At 41.1% G+C, this 15,864-nt stretch carries 15 protein-coding genes; 1 reads left to right on the top strand and 14 read right to left on the bottom strand.

Annotation, left to right across the window (positions count from 1 at the left end):
- Nucleotides 1–142: 142 nt before the first annotated feature.
- Complete coding sequence (locus HCR01_RS17210; RefSeq protein ID WP_193197356.1) at nt 143–976, top strand: aldo/keto reductase; 834 nt, start codon at nt 143–145, stop codon at nt 974–976.
- Nucleotides 977–1,082: 106 nt separating this feature from the next.
- Here the strand turns inward: HCR01_RS17210 and HCR01_RS17215 are convergent, their stop codons facing one another.
- The 14 genes from HCR01_RS17215 to HCR01_RS17280 form a co-directional block, all read right to left on the bottom strand.
- Nucleotides 1,083–2,033: an isopenicillin N synthase family dioxygenase gene (locus tag HCR01_RS17215; protein WP_193197357.1), complete on the bottom strand. Its 951-nt coding sequence runs from the start codon at nt 2,031–2,033 to the stop codon at nt 1,083–1,085.
- Nucleotides 2,034–2,138: 105 nt separating this feature from the next.
- The gene (locus HCR01_RS17220) at nt 2,139–3,146 is read right to left on the bottom strand and encodes an isopenicillin N synthase family dioxygenase (RefSeq protein WP_193197358.1); all 1,008 of its coding nucleotides are present in this window, start codon (nt 3,144–3,146) and stop codon (nt 2,139–2,141) included.
- Nucleotides 3,147–3,235: 89 nt separating this feature from the next.
- Nucleotides 3,236–3,919, bottom strand: a complete 684-nt coding sequence (locus tag HCR01_RS17225; RefSeq protein ID WP_193197359.1) for a radical SAM protein — start codon at nt 3,917–3,919, stop codon at nt 3,236–3,238.
- A gap of 159 nt (nt 3,920–4,078) precedes the next feature.
- Nucleotides 4,079–4,987 carry a carbohydrate-binding protein gene (locus HCR01_RS17230; RefSeq protein ID WP_193197360.1) on the bottom strand — a complete coding sequence of 303 codons (909 nt, stop codon included), beginning with the start codon at nt 4,985–4,987 and terminating at the stop codon, nt 4,079–4,081.
- Between the two features lie 126 nt (nt 4,988–5,113).
- Complete coding sequence (locus HCR01_RS17235) at nt 5,114–6,085, bottom strand: carbohydrate-binding protein (RefSeq protein ID WP_193197361.1); 972 nt, start codon at nt 6,083–6,085, stop codon at nt 5,114–5,116.
- Between the two features lie 52 nt (nt 6,086–6,137).
- Entirely contained in the window at nt 6,138–7,214 is a 1,077-nt protein-coding gene (locus tag HCR01_RS17240; protein ID WP_193197362.1) for an SGNH/GDSL hydrolase family protein, read from the bottom strand.
- A gap of 235 nt (nt 7,215–7,449) precedes the next feature.
- Nucleotides 7,450–8,736 (bottom strand): SGNH/GDSL hydrolase family protein, encoded by a 1,287-nt coding sequence (locus tag HCR01_RS17245; protein WP_193197363.1) that lies wholly within the window; start codon nt 8,734–8,736, stop codon nt 7,450–7,452.
- A gap of 10 nt (nt 8,737–8,746) precedes the next feature.
- Nucleotides 8,747–8,911 (bottom strand): DUF5989 family protein, encoded by a 165-nt coding sequence (locus tag HCR01_RS17250; RefSeq protein ID WP_089089699.1) that lies wholly within the window; start codon nt 8,909–8,911, stop codon nt 8,747–8,749.
- Entirely contained in the window at nt 8,911–9,318 is a 408-nt protein-coding gene (locus HCR01_RS17255) for an SxtJ family membrane protein (protein ID WP_193197364.1), read from the bottom strand. Before HCR01_RS17255 ends, HCR01_RS17250 begins: the two co-directional genes overlap by 1 nt.
- 5 nt (nt 9,319–9,323) lie before the next feature.
- Nucleotides 9,324–11,162: a carbamoyltransferase gene (locus HCR01_RS17260; protein ID WP_193197365.1), complete on the bottom strand. Its 1,839-nt coding sequence runs from the start codon at nt 11,160–11,162 to the stop codon at nt 9,324–9,326.
- 26 nt (nt 11,163–11,188) lie between these two features.
- Nucleotides 11,189–11,899: a class I SAM-dependent methyltransferase gene (locus HCR01_RS17265; protein WP_193197366.1), complete on the bottom strand. Its 711-nt coding sequence runs from the start codon at nt 11,897–11,899 to the stop codon at nt 11,189–11,191.
- A 38-nt stretch (nt 11,900–11,937) separates the two neighbouring features.
- Complete coding sequence (locus tag HCR01_RS17270; RefSeq protein WP_193197367.1) at nt 11,938–13,452, bottom strand: MBOAT family O-acyltransferase; 1,515 nt, start codon at nt 13,450–13,452, stop codon at nt 11,938–11,940.
- Nucleotides 13,453–13,492: 40 nt separating this feature from the next.
- Nucleotides 13,493–14,647 (bottom strand): hypothetical protein, encoded by a 1,155-nt coding sequence (locus tag HCR01_RS17275; RefSeq protein WP_193197368.1) that lies wholly within the window; start codon nt 14,645–14,647, stop codon nt 13,493–13,495.
- A 142-nt stretch (nt 14,648–14,789) separates the two neighbouring features.
- Nucleotides 14,790–15,779 carry an isopenicillin N synthase family dioxygenase gene (locus HCR01_RS17280; protein ID WP_193197369.1) on the bottom strand — a complete coding sequence of 330 codons (990 nt, stop codon included), beginning with the start codon at nt 15,777–15,779 and terminating at the stop codon, nt 14,790–14,792.
- Nucleotides 15,780–15,864 lie beyond the last annotated feature (85 nt).

The raw sequence follows: 15,864 nt of genomic DNA on the forward strand, positions 1-15,864 counted from the left end.
AAACAAGATTTTTCCCTAGTTAATATACAGGTAAAATATTGGACATTTTATTAGAAAATGATTTATTAGCTGTGTTTGATTGCTCAAAAATATTTGACAATAATTGGAGCTAGGTTGTAAGTTTTAAGTTGAAAAATGGCTTATGAAAAACATTTGTTTACCATCCGGTCAATTGATGCCAGTATTGGGAATGGGGACTGCGGGACTGGGTGAAGCGATCGCTCAGCGTGAAAATGAGATTGCTGCTTTGTGTCGTGGGTTAGATTTGGGAATGACGTTGATTGATACCGCAGAAATTTACGGTGATGGTGGGGCGGAAACGTTAATTGGCGAAGCGATCGCTAATTGTCGTTCATCAGTCTTTCTTGTGAGTAAGGTTGCTCCTCGCAATGCAACTGGGCAAGGGGCGATCGCAGCTTGTGAGAATAGTTTACGACGGTTGCAGACGGATTATCTCGACCTTTATTTGCTGCATTGGCGGGGGCCTGTATTGTTATCAGAAACTTTGGCAGCATTTGAGACGCTGAAACAATCTGGCAAGATTCGAGATTATGGCGTTGGCAATTTTGATGTTGAGGATATGGAAGAGGCCACTGCTTTACCCGGAGGTGAAGCCATTGCGACAAATCAAGTCCCTTACAATTTGCAACATCGTAATAGTGAGTGGAAGTTGTTATCCTGGTGTCGGCAAAGAGGAATCCCTCTGATGGCGCATTCGCCTTTGCTACAAGGCGAACTACTCAAACATCCGAAATTGCAGTCAATTGCTCAACAGCGCGGGATAACAGTTGCACAGGTGGCGATCGCTTGGTTGTTACATCAAGAGGTGATAGTTTTTCCCAAAGCTAGCAGTATCGCCCACGTTGAACAGAATCGAGCTGCTCTAGATTTTAAGTTCACTACAGAAGAACTGAATGCTTTGGATGTTGCTTTCCCCCCACCATCTGCATCGATTGCCCTGCTTGAGAATTGGTAACAGATTAATTCGTAATTCGTAATTCGTAATTCGTAATTCGTAATTCGTAATTAAGAAGTTTTTGGGGAGAGCAGGCGACCTACTTTTTCCTTTTCTCTGTTCCCTTTCATTTAGAACCGTTAAATCTTTTTGCTAAATCTTCAGTTTTTTGCTTGTAAAATTCCTTGGTTAGCATTGGCGGGTATTTAGGAGATTCGCCAGCATCTAAGCAAGTCTCAATACAGGCAATTTCTGTATCATCGCCAGGAGAGAGAAAGAAAGCTAAGGAGTATCTTTCTGGAATACGGGCATTGGCTGGCATAAGTACTCGATGTTTGGTAGCACGGAGTTTATCGTTTGTCCATCGCTGCATGACATCTGCGATAAAGACTATGGGTGTGTTCGGGAGTGGGGGCGCAGCAATCCATTCTCCGGCATTAGTGCAGACCTCTAGCCCACCATTGTCATCCTGAAAGAGTAAGGAGAGACTGCCCCAGTCTGTATGTTCCTCAAAGCGTGCTTCTCCAGGTTGTGGAGGTTCAGATACTTCATAGTAGCGATGTAAAAGCCCATAGTCTGCTTGCTGAGGATGGCGATCGCTAAAGTAAGATTCTGGTAAGTTTAGGGCAATGGCGATCGCTTTGAGAATGCGATCGCCTGCATCATGACAAGCTGTGAATAATTGCTGCACAGCATCACGAAAAGTAGGATGGTCTGCAAGGTGTTGATGAACCTGCTGCGCCACAGTGGAATCTGTATCTATCTGTTCTGTTAAAACGGCTTCACCGAATACGAAGGCCTCCCGAAAGTCACCATTATATTTAGTGTAAAAGTATCCGAGAGCCGCGCCGTCCTTCCAGGCGAGTTGTCTTTTTTCTGCTTCTGGTAGCGCAAAGAAGCCATTAGCATTAGTAAAGGCTTGGTCAATTGCATTTTGGGGAACACAATTTTTTAGGTAAAAGCAGCCAACCTCTTGAATTGCACGTAATAGTTGGTCAGCAGTAAACTGATGGAAATCAAGGATAGGAATCTGCGTCGAAATTGCAGGCTGTTTTTCAAGTTCTTGAATGGAGTTCATAAGTTGAAAGTCGGTAATATTGATTGCACTTCTATGGTTCTTTTAAACGCAGAGGAACGCAAAGTAAACGCAAAGGTACGCAGAGTAATTGCGATTTGCTTAGGTTTAACTACGTCCGTATTTTGTGGCTCGGTCATTGGTTCTATTCAGAAGATGATCGCCGACATAAGTTGGGGCATATTTGTGAGATTTATCTGCTTTTAAACAACTTTCCAGACAAGTGACTTCCACATCGTAATCAGGAATCACAAAAAAGCTAAATGAGTACCTTTCTTTCACTGCTTGAAAATTAGTCGGTACTGAAACTCGATGAGGTGCGGCGCAAAATTTATCGTTTGTCCATCGTGACATCATATCTGCCGGCATTACCAAAACACTATCAGGAACCGAAGTGGTGGTGATCCATTCTCCTTTTGGTGTGTATACCTCTAGCCCTCCTCCTTGATCCTGAAATAGTAAGGTGATACTGCCTAAATCAGTGTGTTCATAGAAGCGAGTTTGTCCTGTTTTTGGAGCCTGAGAGATGTTGGGGTAGTAATTGAAAACCCCGGCGTGGTTTTGCTGAGAATGTAAATTAGTAAAATATGAACTTGGTAGTTGTAAGGCGATCGCTAATGCTTCCAACACACTCAAAGCACATTCCTGGCTAGCCAAGAAAAATTGCTTCATGATTTGACGAAATTCCGGCGGATTTTGCGGCCATTGATTAGGAACATCCAACGCCTCTGCATAACTATCAACCCCAACTTTGTTTGGATCAAGTTCATTAGCAAAACTAAAGGACTCGTGTAACTGTCCTGGTTGATTACCAATGAACATCTTCTCAAATGGTATGTACCCCCGACTACGCCCGGTTACTGCTGAAGCGACTTTCTGTTTTTCCTCTAATGGGAGTGCAAAAAACCTCTCGGCTTGAGCAAAGGCTTGGTCAATTGAAGTTTGGCGAACACCATTTTTTAAGTAAAAACAGCCCACCTCTTGAATAGCACGAGAGATTTGGTTAGCAACTGCTGCTTTGGCATTGGTGTCACCCACAATAAATGGATGAAAGTCAATAATTGGTATCTGTGTTGAAACAGTTGTTTGCTTTGCAAGTTCGTTGATTGAAGTCATCGTTAAAAAATTCCTAAAAATTTGATGATTTTCTCTTGGGTAATGGTTAGCGTTTCTGTACAAATAGAAAAGCTTTTATAGAAAATGAACTATTCATCACGCATTAAGTCGCAAGTCTGACATAGTGGAATTGCATGAAATTCATACTCATTGGTTCTACCAAGGTAATCTTTAACAGAACCAACAATACCTGTTCCGTTCACATCTATACAACAGGTATTGATACTTCCATCCCATAAGACTACAACTCGCTTTTTAGTCTCAAAAATGCACGGCTTATACTGTTCTAGAGTACTAGTTAAAGTTCGACTCGATGTAGTTTTAGAAGCAACTTGTCCAGCCCAGTCATGCTTTTCCTGTTTATGAGGATTATAGGTATACACGATTGATAAAGGAATAGAATTTTCCTGAAACATTGCTTGAATACGCTCTTTCTGTCCTGCAAGATGTTCTGAGAGATAAATATCACGCACTCCTAACTCAGACAAGCGCCATGCCATTGCCTCATCAAGTAGTATACCGTTGGTTATAAAATTGCACTCAATTCCCTTCGTTTTAGCATAGGAGATAAACTCAAATATTTCTGGGTGAAGTAGGGGTTCTCCAAAATTATTAAGAAATAAATCTTTTTGTCCACATTGAATTGCCAATTCAACAACATCTACAAATGTAGAAAATGACATATTTCCTTTCGGTCTACTTTGAGTAGGGTGAGGACAATAAGAGCAAGTTAGATTACAAAAATTGGAAATTTCAACTTGATAGATATGCATGAGGTTCAACTCCTAATAAATCCATAAATGTATTTAGAATAACCACTGATTTTTGTACAATTCTCTTTACTAAATAACTCTCAAAAGTGATGTTATTGAAAAGGCAATTTTGCTACTTAAAGGAACTCGGCTTTTTTGTTCTAACTCTGAATCGATGTTCTAATACCACTTGTGATACACAGCGCGATCGCCACCCGCAACAAAGGTATCAATCCGGTTCAGGCTCCGAGAAACCGCAGCCGGTGCAGAAGTACAGTAACCACCGAGATGCTGCCAATCACCCCAGATGGAACCATCCCATGTCTTGCGATACATTGCACCATCACAGCCAACAGTAAAAATATCTAGCCGATTTTCAGCATTAGAAGTTGCGGCAATACCGTACTGGCAATACCCTCCCAGGTTTTCCCAACTACTCCAAGTTGAGCCATCCCACCCCTTGTGGTATATCGCGCCATCCCCCCCCAAAACAAAGGTATCAATGCAGTCCGTCCCGCGAGAAACCGCAGCCGGTGCAGCAAAACAGTAACCTCCGAGATTATCCCACTCACTCCACGCTGAACCATTCCAACGTTTGTGGTACATTGCGCCATCAATGCCAACAGTAAAAATATCTAGCCGATTCTCACCACCAGAAGCGGCGGCGACACCATAGTGAGAGTATCCTCCAAGGTTTTCCCAACGGCTCCACCTTGAACCATCCCACCATGTGCGGTATGTGGCGCGATCGCTACCCAAAACGAAGGTGTCAATGCGGTTTAGCCCCCAAGAAACCGCCGCTGGCGAGGAAATACAGTATCCTCCGAGTCTTTGCCAATCGCTCCAAGTTGAGCCATCCCACCACTTATGCCACAGAGGGCCAATACTAGCGGTGATCAAAACATCTAGCCGATTTTCTGACCAAGAAGCGGCTGTTACACCATACTGACAGTATCCATCTAAATATTCCCCATCCGTGGAAAATATTGGCATATCCGCTGTTGCGGCCGGACTCATTACCGGAAATGGCATACCTCCAGTGGATTGATCATGAGAAATTGCTGCGGTAGTTGAATAACTTGTTGTCATTGGCTTCTTCTCTTCCTTCTCTTCCTTTGCGTTCTTCTCTACGAGACGCTACGCGAATGCGTCCTTGGCGGTTCGTTAAAAAACTGACTTTGACAAAGAGTTAAGCCTTAGCTGAACTTTATTGGATTAGGCTTTGCCAGCTACGCCATACCACTTGTAGTAAACTGCGCGATCGCTACCCAGAACGAAACTATCAACACGGTTTGCTTGTGAAGAAACCGCAGCCGATGCAGCAATAGAGTAGCCACCAAGATTGTCCCAACCAACCCAGTTTGAGCCGTCCCAGTACTTGTGATACACTGCACCATTACGAGCAATGATATAAATATCTAGCCGATTCTCCGTTCCAGAAGTAGCAGCGACACCGTACTGAGAGTAGCCACCGAGTTTTTCCCAACCAACCCAGTTTGAGCCATCCCAGCACTTGTGGTAGACGGCGCGATCGCTTCCCAAGGCAAAGGTATCAATCCGGTTTAATCCCCAAGAAACCGCAGCTGGTGTAGAAATACAGTAACCACCCAGCTTTTCCCAATCACTCCAAATTGAGCCATCCCAATACTTGTGGTACATCGCACCATCCCAGTTGACGATAAACAAATCCAGCCGATTTTCTCCCCAAGAAGCAGCCGCGACACCAAACTGAGAGTAACCCCCAAGATTTAGCCAATCACTCCAGATTGAGCCATTCCAGTACTTGTAGTAGACGGAGCGATCGCCTCCAATCACAAAGGTATCAATCAGGTTCTCGCCTCTAGAAACCGCTGCTGGTGCAGCAATACAGTACCCCCCCAGCCTTTCCCAATCACTCCAGGTTGAGCCATCCCACTTTTTGTGGTACATAGCGCTATCCTTACCAATGGTAAAGACATCTAGCCGATTTTCTGCCCCAGAAGTAGCAGCAACACCGTACTGAGAGTAGCCCCCAAGATTCTGGCCATCCATCGCAAAAGATGGCATCTCTTCTGTTGAAGCAGCACCCATCATCGGATATGGGGTTGGTGGAGGATAGGGAATACGTCGAGAAGCGTCTTGGGGTTCCATTTCAACCGTCGGCATCTCGTTAGATATTTCCTCTGTAGTTGTTTGGCTTGTTGTCATTTGCTTTTGATTTTTTTATAACTAAGTTAAGAACTTGGAACCGAATTACGAATTACGAATTATTTAGAGTATTTAAAATTACCTTAGCGGCTAATTGATGTCCCGCAAAATTCCAATGACCATCGATATCAAAATAAAGCTTTTCTTGGTTACTATTTTTCCTAAAATTATCAGTTAAATTTACACAAGTTACCTCTTCTGATGTAGCGATAGCACATAACCGTTGATACCCAACTTCTTCATTTTTTAGCAAGGCTATATCATCAGGGAACAATTCAATATAATCATTGATATATGATGATTCTTTTGAAGGTACAAGAAAAACAAACAGCTTAACTTGATTTTCTTTGGATAATTTAATGATTCGTGATAATGCCGCTTCTACTTTTACAACACCATCAGATGTCAAATAATCGCTATCTACACCAATACCTGATTCAGGTTGCGCCAGCGATAAATTAAACAGAGTTAAACCATTTTTTGCTTCTTTAGAGATAGGTACCTGCAAGCTTGTTTTGTTATTTTTCAATACAAACTGATATAAAAACGTTTTTTCATACCAGGGTGAAAAACTTCTTTCTTTAAGAGTATTGTATATCTTTTTACCAATATCTGCTGAATAATTAGTTAAATCATTAGCAACTATAGATAAGATTACTGTATTAGGTTTATATTTAGCTATAAATTCATTAAATAATGTTTCATATTGGGCAAAAGAATAACCCGGAACGCCTAAATTAATTACTGGTTGTTTAAGTTCTGATTCGACAAGTCTGGGAAATGTTTTTTCTTCACTGACCCATTGACCCCATGTAAAGGAATCTCCAATAAAATACAAGTTAGATTTTGTGTAATCTCTGCCCACATTACGAAATCCATAACTATCTGTATTAGCAACCTCTGCAACTTTTGCTTCTTTCCAAACAGTATTAAAGTCCCGAAGATTTGATTTGGGTTTGTAGCCTAATTGAGCGTCAGGTTCAATAAAATCATAGAAAATTTGCGCCTTAGACTTCTGCGGGGCAGCAACTCCGGTAGTAATGGCAAAAGTTTCAACGATTAACAGCCCAACTATAATTCCAGCCAGCATGAGCAATAAATTTTGTAGCCAAGGCTTTATTTTTTGCATGAATTTAGATCCGTAATACCAATTCTCTGTAAACTTACACTTAATGATTATGATTGCTCCTTTTACCTTGGCGTACTTGGCACGCCAGTTGCTACCCTACGGGAACGCTAAGAGCGAACAAGTCGGCAGAGCCGCCCAACGCACTGGCTCGTCTTGGCAGTTCGTTTAATAAATATTAAATACATCATCATAGCGAATTGATATAAGGCTGCATGAGACTTGAATTAATTACGAATTACGAATTATTCAATCCCTGTTTACAGAGTGTTTTAGCTACTATTTCTCCTGCTAACTGATGTCCTGAAGCATTCCAATGTCCGTTGCAGCGAAAAGTATTATCAAACCCGTGCAAACAAACGTTATTCTGTTCGGCATAAGCCTGAAAAGATTGTCCTAGATTGATAGTAGTAAAACCTTCCCGTTCTCCTAACGCTGTGATCCGCTTTTCTGGGTAAAACCAATCTGTCACCCCTGATACTTCCTGATGATGACGCACGGTAGGATCGGGATTAACTTGCAGTGGAGTTGTTAGCGTCACCACAGCAAAATTTGCTTTCTTGGTAATTGCCTCATGATGAATTGAGCGAATTAGTCCTTCTGTTAGTTGCCATGCTTGTTGCCATTCAGGATCAGTTGCGGTGTTATAGGCAAGCCATTCTGTTTGCTTCAAGAAATTTTGCCATTCAGGGTCAGTGAACGGAGACAGTGTTGCAGGCTTAGTTGCAATTTGGGAGTCTGGTTTTTTGTGATCTTGATGAGGAAGTGGCAAAGCGTATTTTGCTTGTTTTAAAACCTGTAAAATCCGCAAGTGGTCTTGAACTTTGAGATAGGCTTGATGCCACCATGACTTTTGTGAACGATAGATATCCATATTCACAAACGTGTCATCAACCACCCAATCACCATCTTTCTCAACAAAATAGGGTTTCATGAGAGCGCTATCATCCATAGCAGTCATACTCACCATTTTTTGGGTGAGAGTGCGGGAGTTGTTGATGACATCGTTGCCAGGATAGAAATTCAAAAGTACGAGATCTGGTGAATAATTCCAGACTTTCTCTCGCAGGGTGAGCAATTCTTGATCGGTTCCATAACCGTTCACTCCGAAGTTCATCACTTCTACGTCACGACCTGCTAAGGTAGAACAATTTTTAAGTTCGCGTTCGATGACTGCTGCAATTCCTTGTGCTTGTGGCACTTGTACTGCTTCTGTAAAAGAATCTCCTAGCAAAGCAATGCGAAAGGTATTCTCTGGCTTAACCTGCGGATGTTCTTGATCGTGAAAACCCTCACTGTTGTATTGGATATAGGCTTCCCCTTCGTCACGCACCCACCCAGCCGTGTATGGTCGTCCTGCCCATCCTCTCTGTTCTTCAACGGTATAAAATGTCCTGTATTCAATTCCGGCAAGGCGTAAGCCGATTTCAACGACAGCCAACCCCAAGACAATTCCGCCGAGTAATAAACTGAGGGTCAATGTTACCGTTACCCAACGTTTTAATGATAATGATGATGTTGTCACCTCACATTCCTCAAAAGAGTGTGTAAATAAAGGGCGCTAGCACAGATGATTGTGCGAAGACAATCAAGATACCTAAAAGCAATAGTGTGACGATGAGTGGAAGCAGAAAGAATTTTTGGCGTTCTTTTAGAAAACCCCATAAATCTTTGAGGAAGTCTTGTGTTGTTTCAAACATTAGAAAGGTTTCTCCATTTTTTCTCTAGGTTTTACTTGACTGATAACGCGATAAGTTGCTAAATCAGCATCTAACTTTCTTTTCATTGGATCTTGACGGAACACACCCCGCATCACTAGACCCATTGGCATCAATAAAGCATAGAAAACAATGCTCAAAATGATGCGTGTATTAATCCAGCCTAAAACTAGACCAATCCTCATCCAAATTTGGTAGATACTATTGAGGGTGGTGGGGGCTATAAGGGCCCAAACCCAAAGGATGGCGGCGATCAGCCACGGTAAAATGGGTAAAGACTCATGGTGTATTAGAGGTAGTAGACTACCGAATAAACCAGCCGCGATCGCACCGCCAATTAGTCCAAAATCCCGTAGTCCTTTACGATCAAGTTGTTGTATTTCGTTCATCGGCGTTAATCTAATTCAAATTCTGTTTTCCAAGATTCATCTTTGTGTATCTGGGGTTGATCAGATTTGGCGAGGAGAAAGTTTTCCAGTACCAAATAATCCATCTCCGTTCTCATAAAACAGCGATAGGCGTCTTCTGGGGTACACACAATCGGTTCACCCCGAACATTAAATGATGTGTTCACCAAAACTGCACAGCCTGTTTTGGCCTGAAAATGACGCAGCAAATCATAGTATCGAGGATTGGTTTGTTGATGAACGGTTTGAATTCGAGCCGAGTAATCTACATGGGTAACGGCGGGAATTTGCGATCGCTTCACGTTTAACTTATCAATGCCAAACAACTCCTCCTGCTGTGTTGTCATGGGAATCCGCAACTCGGCTTTGATGGGTGCAACCAGAAGCATATAAGGGCTGGAATGGTCAATTTCAAAGTAGTTGGAAACCTGTTCTGCTAAGACGGAAGGGGCAAAGGGACGGAAAGATTCACGGTATTTGATTTTCAGGTTCATCACCGACTGCATCTTGGGACTGCGAGGATCACCGACGATTGAACGACCACCCAAAGCTCGTGGCCCAAACTCCATCCTTCCAGAAAACCAACCCACAACATTTTCTTGCTCTAGAATTTCGGCAAGTTCAGGCATGAGTTTGTCATCTTCCAGATATTGATAGGGCGCATTCACAGACTGGAGATAGTTTTTAATCTCTCCTGTTCCAAAGCAGGGGCCTAGATAGCCCCCCCGCATGGCATCCCCGTCCCTGAGACTGCGAGGCTTATCATTATATTGATGCCAAATAGCTAATGCTGCTCCAACTGCACCCCCGGCGTCTCCGGCGGCGGGTTGAATCCAAATATCCCGAAAACCTGTTTCTCGCAAAATACGTCCATTAGCGACGCAATTCAGGGCAACTCCGCCGGCTAAACAAAGGTAATCTGTGTCCAGTTCCTTCTTAACCGTTCTTGCCAAACGCAAAACGACTTCCTCGGTAACGTGTTGGATAGAACGAGCTAAATCCATCTCTCGCTGGGTCAGTTTACCTTCACTTTCACGCGGTGGACTGCCAAACAGTGCATGGAATTTCGGGGTGGTCATGGTCAACCCCGTGGTGTAGTTGAAGTAGTCCATATTCAACCGAAAAGTGCCATCTTCCTTGAGATCCAAGAGATGGTTAAGGATATGGTCTACATATTTGGGTTCACCGTATGGTGCTAAACCCATGAGTTTGTATTCCCCAGAGTTGACCTTGAAACCTGTGTAGTAGGTGAAGGCAGAATAGAGCAGCCCTAAAGAGTGGGGAAAATCGATTTCCCATTGGGGAGTTAGTTGATGTCCTTCTCCTAACCAAACTGAGGTAGTTGCCCATTCTCCTACGCCATCAAGGCACAGTACCGCCGCCCGTTCAAAGGGGCTGGGAAAAAAGGCAGAAGCGGCGTGAGCCTGGTGATGTTCAGTAAATAAAAGTTGGGGCAATTGCGCTGTTTTGCAATCTCCGAGGGTCGCCAGTTCTTTTTTTAAGAGCGTTTTGAGATAAAGCTTTTCCTTGAGCCAAACTGGCATCGCGGCAATAAAGGAACGCAAACCCTTGGGCGCGTAGGCGAGATAGGTTTCTAGTAGCCGCTCAAATTTAACTAATGGCTTGTCATAAAAAACGATTTGGTCTACTTGTTGCAATCGAATTCCTGCTTGTTTGAGACAGTAGGCGATCGCACCTTTGGGAAATCTCGCATCATGTTTTTTGCGAGAAAAACGCTCCTCTTGAGCAGCAGCAACAATGTTACCATCAGTAACTAAGGCGGCGGCACTATCGTGGTAATAAGCTGAAATTCCCAGAATATGCATTTTTCTTATAGATATAATGGCTTAATTTATAACTCTATATCGCTCAATTTCCATAGACCCAAACTCTTTTGTTTGTAGTCTTTTCTTTCAGTCGTTTCTTCATCAATGATTTCGAGCATATCGGGAAAGTTGTACGGAGGTAATTGTAAATCGATTGCTCGCCAATCACCCGTAACAATATCTTTATTTTCAAGTATTCCCGGATAAGTTGTAGTTAACAAATATTGAGACTTGCTTTTTTTAAAGTTTTTAATTACAGCAAGAGCATCTTTAAATGAGAGATGTACTAGACAATCTCTACAGAAAATCAAATCAACTTGAGGGAGTGCATCTGTTGCTAGGTCGAGATTGATAAATTCTCTAGTTTCGTTGCCGTAACGACGTTGATTTTCGGTAACTAATTCGGCAACAATATCACATCCAATGTATCTATCTAGATTTAATTGTGCTTCTTTTAGCCAATAAAAATCTCCACAAGGAGCATCGAGCATTGTTTTGACATCAAGCTTTTCTAGCAAAACTGGTATCTTTTTGATGATAACTAAAGTTTGTTGAAGATTAGAACCTCTGCCAGACACAGATTCGCGATCGCCCCACCTATTACGATAATATATATCATCAAAAACTTCTTTTCTATTTTTACCTCGAAAAGATAAAAGCATCAATTCATATTGCAAATTAAATGACACATAGTCAAGGAAAGATTTGATTGGTTGCAAAATAGTATTCTTGCTCATAGCTTTTAATTTTAAAAAAGGTTTATTGCTAACGGTCACTAAAACTGAAAGTAGACAAAGGGTTGAGGACTGATTGCTGCAAACCGAAGTATTGTTGAAACTAACACCCCATAGAAAACGGCAAAACTCCATTTAGGAATTTTCTGCCACCAGTCCGCAAACCAACCTTTATAGGCTGCCCAATGCATGATTATTAAAGGTATGAAAATCCATCCAATTTGAATGTCTAGGTTTTGAGAGCCAGGAGAATTCAGGAATACAAAAGATTTCTCGATTTGCATAGCGCTGCCCAGATCGTTACTCCGAAAGAAGATTGCAGAGGCACAAAACCAGTAAAACGTGAGGGGAGTGCCTAACATATTTCTCAGCGGCAAAAGTCGCTTGTAGGGAGCAATCCAAGATAACCATTGCTTGTGAACTACTAAAGCAATGCCATTCAACCCTCCCCAAGCGACAAAATGCCAAGCAGCACCATGCCATAGTCCAGAGGTAAGCATCAGAATGAGAATATTTCTAGACCTAAAGAGTTCTGTACGTTGCTCCTTTGGTCGCATTTTCATCAAAGGGCTATAAATATAGTCTCGCAGCCAGGTGAAGAGGGTTATATGCCAACGTTGCCACAACTGAGTAACATTGCTGGAAAGGTAGGGGAAATTAAAGTTGAGAGGTAGCTTGTATCCAAGTAAACCTGCACAGGCAATCGCCATATCTGAATAGCCAGAAAAGTCGCAGTATATTTGTATAGCGAAAGCAATCACGGCAATCCAACAACTTAAGACGGTATAAATTTCTGGATTCGTGAAATACTGGTCTACCAATGGAGAGAGATTATCTGAAATACAAGCTTTCTTAAAATATCCCACCAAAAAAAGCGTTAAACATCCCCGAAAATCAATATTATTTAAATTTTTCGGGGTTAAGAGTTGAGGCAAAAAAGTAGATGCGCGGACAATAGGGCCTGCAACTAGTTGAGGGAAAAAAGTTACAAATAAAGCGAAATCCCAAAAACTTCTAATAGGTTTGAGTTTACCCAGATACGCATCAATTGAATAGCTCAGAGTTTGAAATGTGTAAAAGCTAATGCCTGCTGGAAGAATGACTTCAAGGGTTTTAATACTAATAGGTAGCCCCAAAAAAATTAATAAGTTTGAGGCAGAGTCAGCAAAGAAATTATAGTACTTAAAAAATCCTAATAATCCTAGATTGACAACTAAACTGAGTGCCAACCATGCTTGGCGCTGTTGCTGATTTATTGGTTTAGTCAGCAGTGCATCCCAAGAAAATAGGTTTATCCATCTGTTTGTAGTTTCTCCGTGTTGTAGTGCCTCGCTTGTTTGAATTTCTTGTTGTGGTCTAGCTAGCATCAAACCGACAAAGTAATCAACGACTGTCGAGAGTAAAAGCAGAGAAAGAAAGCGCCAATCCCAAGCTCCATAGAAGATGTAACTACAAATTAGCAACCAGGTTTTACGATGATTGTGTTTCTGTAAAGCCCAGTAGATGCAGAAAATAATAATAAAGAAAAAGACAAAACGAAATTCTGTAAAAACCATATTTATATTTATTCTAATGGGTAAATTAACTCCTACCAAATCAATTTGAACTTATAGATATAGGCAATTGATGGTATATGTCCTCTTGAGATAACTTAAGATGCTGAGAAAACTTTGCTGCCAAGGCGCGTGTGAATTCTTGAGCGCCTTGGTGATTTAAATGCCTTCCATCAGAGCGGCGATCAACTTCATATAACGTGGTGAAAGTATTAGGATTATTAAAAGCAAATAGGGTCGGGATATATCCTATATTGTAAGATTTTGTAATAGCAGAATTGTCAAAATCAGTATTGAGTACTGGAGGAATAAAGAAAATTGGTTCAACTTTGATTTGACTGATTTTTTCTTGGTGATCAATTCGATAAGCTATATTTTTAAGAATTTTAATTGCATAGGAGTTAAGTGGATATGTAGATATATTTCCTCGAACAAAAACTCCTGATTTTGATTGCTTTAGTTGCTGTTGATAACTCTCCAAAGAATTTGATAGAAAAATTTCTCTCCGTTTTACACTATTTTCCAGCCAATCCATTGCATAATATCCAGCTTCCTGTATTAATTTTTCACCAGATATTCCCTTTGGTAATACTTCAGGTTGTTGTTGCCAAAAATTAGAAAAATAGCCAATTCCTAACCACCGATAGATAAAACTTATTGAATTTGCATAAAAACCGTTAATCTTTTCTTTTAAATTAGATGTTGATTCAATGATTAATCGAAAATTTTCTATCGTTTTTAGAGGAGTATGCCAGTAAACATTTTTAATCGAAGTTGGTGAATCCTCCATGAAAAAGTCAACTAAGCAGTCTAAAAATACCCATTTTAAGTTTGCTGGTTTTAAAGCTAAAATCTTTTGTAAATAGAAATCCATTTCAGCTACATTTGCCGCCATGATTCCAAAGTTGAAAGACCTGATACTCTTACCATTTGCTGCCATTGTTTCATCAAATATTTTGGGGATAACTCCTTGATATGTGGTACTTGGCCCTAAAAAAATAACATCATAATCATCTTTGTATTTAGCAAAATATTTAAATTTAGTGCTGATATCACCAAGACTTTGAGGAGTATCATAAGAGGGTGAAACCGTGTTGATTAATCCAGCAGTCGAAATCAAAGCCAGTATAAAAATTAAGCTATAAATAAACATAACTAGTGGTCTTGGCACTATTTTTTTTAAAATATCTACATTCATTGTTAGGTAGCCTTGATAATAAATAATTTATTTTTGTCTCACGCAGAGGCGCAGCGAAAAGTTCTGTAGGCGGGTTTCCCGCCGTAGGAAACTTTTCAAGACAGAGGCGCAGAGAGATGAAATTAGCAATTTTGCCTGAAGTTTAATTTTTAGAGGTAATTAAAATCGATGTATTATTATTATTTCTTTGTGTGTAAAATTCGCTTGTCAAAATAGGTGGATACTTTGCAGTTTTATTTGCCTCTAAACAACTCTTAGGACAGGTAATTTCGGCAGCATTATTAGGAGACGCAAAAAATGCAAATGAATATCTTGGCTGGATAAGTTGGGATGCATACGGTATTGCAACTTGGTGCTTTGTGGCATAGACTTTATCGTTTGTCCATCGTTGCAAAATTTCTCCTGCCATGACGACAACCGTATCAGGAATTAAGGGAACTGGAATTCGTTCTCCAGTTTTGCTACAAATTTCTAACCCTTCTACCTCATGCTGAAACACATAAGTGATAGTATTCCCATCTGTATGTTCTCCCAGGCGAATATTTTGGATTTTGGCAGGTTCAGATGCAGCAGGATAGTGATGCAAACCCATAGCATGATTTTGCTCAGAATGTAACTCGGCAAAATAGAACTCTGGCAGTTTCAAAGCAATGGCCAAGGCTTCAAGGACTTTTAGGGTACTTGCGTGACAAGCTGTGAAAAATTGCAACATCGCTTCACGAAACTCTGGTTGATTTTGCAGCCATTGGTTAGGTTGGTGAAAAGGATGATTTAGCTTATCCAATTCCTCTGGATTCATTTCTCTACCAAAGTAAAATTGTTCGCTAAGTATGCTTGACATCCCCATAGGGATATATCCTCGGTGACACTTTTCTGTTAAGGCTATCTGTTTTTTCTCTTCTAACGGCAGTGCAAAAAAATGCTTGGCTTGAGCAAAGGTTTGAGCAATTAGAGTTGCACTTATATCATGATTTTTCAGGTAGAAACATCCCATCTCCTGTAAAGCACTGGCGATTTGATTGGCAATTAATTCTTTAGCAACCGTGTCACCTACCAAAAATAGATGGAAGTCAATGACGGGAATCGCCGTTGAAACAATAGATTCTTTTGAAAGTTCGTTTATTGAGATCATCGTTAAAATTTTTAGAAATGATAATTGATGTATGAATCAGGATGTGGAGTGGAGACGTAGCACTGCTACGTCTCTACATTTTTTG

Source organism: Nostoc sp. MG11 (assembly GCF_014904695.1).
Taxonomy (GTDB): domain Bacteria; phylum Cyanobacteriota; class Cyanobacteriia; order Cyanobacteriales; family Nostocaceae; genus Komarekiella.